Here is a 2,625-nt window from a genome sequence, read left to right on the forward strand (position 1 = left end):
GCGCCCGGCGGCGGCGTGGCCTCCATCGGCCGCCGCGGCCCGGCCTTGCGCGCCTGCCAGGCACCATGCGCCACCACGCCGGCCAGCACGACGCCGCCCAGTGCGGCCAGCGAGACGGTGAGCGTGCTCAATGGAGCCCCTCGTCGAATGGGTACATTCGCCAATCCCCCGAGGCGACGCCGGCCGGCTTGGGAGCGGCCCGGCGCTCGGCCGGCGACGAGCTTTCCATCAGGCGGCCTCGGCCAGGCTGACCGCGGCTTCCATGTCGACCGCCACGATGCGCGACACGCCCTGCTCCTGCATCGTCACGCCGATCAGCTGCTCGGCCATCTCCATCGCGATCTTGTTGTGGCTGATGAACAGGAACTGCGTGCCTTCGGACATCTGCTTCACCAGCTTGGCGTAGCGCTCGGTGTTGGCATCGTCCAGCGGTGCATCGACCTCGTCGAGCAGGCAGAACGGCGCCGGGTTCAGCTGGAAGATCGCGAACACCAGCGCGATCGCCGTCAGCGCCTTCTCGCCGCCCGACAGCAGGTGGATGGTGCTGTTCTTCTTGCCCGGGGGCTGGGCCATCACCTGCACCCCGGCGTCGAGGATCTCGTCGCCGGTCATCATCAGCTTGGCCTGGCCGCCGCCGAACAGGCTCGGGAACATGCGGCCGAAATGCTCGTTGACCTGGTTGAAGGTGCTGCCCAGCAGGTCGCGCGTCTCGAGGTCGATCTTGTGGATCGCGCCTTCCAGCGTGCTGATGGCCTCGTTCAGGTCGGCGTTCTGCGAATCGAGGAAGGTCTTGCGCTCGCGCGACGCGGTCAGCTCGTCGAGCGCCGCCAGGTTGACCGCGCCGAGCGCGTTGATGTCGCGGTTGATGCGGTCGATCTCGCCCTGCAGCCCGTACAGCTTGACGTTGTTGCCGGCGATGTTCTGCGCCAGCGCCTCGAGGTCGACCTCGGCCGCCGTCAACTGCTCCATGAACTGCGCACCGCCCAGCTGCGCCGCCTGCTCTTCGAGCTGCAGCTTGGTGATGCGGTCGCGCAGCGGCTGCAGGCTCTGCTCGTGCGCCATGCGCTGCTCGTCGGCACGGCGCAGGCGCAGCGTCAGGTCGTCGTACTCGCTGCGCTTGGCGCCCAAGGCGGCCTCGCGGTCGAGCCTGACGGCCAGCGCGTCCTCCAGGCCGACGTGGGCCGAGGCATCGGTGAGGCGCACCAGTTCTTCCTGCAGCTGCGCGGCCGACGCATCGTTCGACGCGACCTGCTGCAGCGCGGTCTCGATGCTGCGCTGCAGCTCGCCGCGCCGCGCCGCGAGCGCGCGCGACGCGAACTGCGCCTCCTGCGCCTGGCGCTCCAGCGCGCGCAGCTGCTCGCGCGCATCGGCCAGCTTGCGTTCGGCGGCGATCACGCCTTCTTCGAGCTCGGCATGGCGCTCCTGCGTGTTGCCGAGCTGGATGTCGAGCTCCTCGAAGCGCGCCTCGCCGGTGGCGCGGCGTTCGTCCAGCTCCTCGAGCTGCGCGTCGATCTCGGCCAGCTCGCCGTCGAGCTGCTCGCGCCGCGCGCTGGTCTGCTCGGCCTGCTGCGACAGGCGCAGCAGCTCGACGTGCAGCTGGTGCGCGCGGGTCTGCGTCTCGGCGGCCTCGCGGCGTGCGYCGACCAGGCGCTGCGACGCATCGGTGTAGGCCGCCTCGGCCCGCACCAGCGCGCTGCGCGATTCCTCGGCGATCAGCGTCTGCGCCTTCAGCTGGCGCTCCAGGTTCTCGATCTCCTGCGCGCGCGCCAGCATGCCGGCCTGCTCGGAATCGGGCGCGTAGAAGGCGACCGCGAACTGGCTGACCGCGTGGCCTTCGCGGGTCATGATGACCTCGCCGTGCGTGAGCTTCGCGCGCTCGGCCAGCGCCTCGTCGATGCTGGCGGCGGTGTAGACGCCTTCGAGCCAGTCGTTCAGCAGCGCCTTCAGGCCGGCCTGGTCGTGGTTGCCCAGGCGCAGCAGGTCGCTCAGCTTCGACAGCGTCTGGTGCGTGTTGGAGATCGCGGCCTGCGGCGGGGTGTAGAACGCGAGCTTGGCCGGCGGCGCGTCGCTCGCGAAGGCGCGCACCGTCTCGATGCGGCCGACCTCGAGTGCGTTGATGCGTTCGCGCAGCGCGGATTCGAGCGCGGTCTCCCAGCCGGGCTCGATGTGGATCTTGGTCCACAGGCCTTGCAGCCCCTCGAGGCCATGCTTGGCCAGCCAGGGCTTGAGCTTGCCTTCGGTCTGCACCTTCTCCTGCAGCGCGCGCAGCGCGTCGAGGCGGGCGCTCAGGTCGGCCTGCCGGCCGCCTTGCGCGTTGACCTGCTCCTGCGCGTCGCGCCGCGCCTCGTCGAGCGCCGGCACCTGCTCCTGCAGTTCGTGCAGGCGGGCATCGGCGACGCCTTGCAGCTCGTCGGCCGCGGCCGACTGCTGCTTCAGCCCGGCCAACCGCGCCAGGTCGGGCGAGGCCAGCTGGCGGCGCTCGGCGTCGAGCCGCTCGCGGCGGGCGTTGAACTGGCGGCGCTGGTCGTCGAGGTTGCGGCTCTCGGCGGCCAGCACCTGGATCTGCTGCTGCACGCTGCCGACGGCCGTGCGCTGCTCGTTGCTGCGCGCCTGCGCGGCCCGCAC

General features: G+C 71.1%; 1 protein-coding gene. It reads right to left on the reverse strand.

The window, feature by feature from the left end:
• Positions 1-228: 228 nt before the first annotated feature.
• Positions 229-2,625 (reverse strand): chromosome segregation protein SMC (gene smc, locus AC1DYN_RS32075; protein WP_477966777.1); only part of this gene is annotated, 2,397 nt, incomplete at its 5' end.

The organism is Rhizobacter sp. P2_D12, from assembly GCF_056404395.1.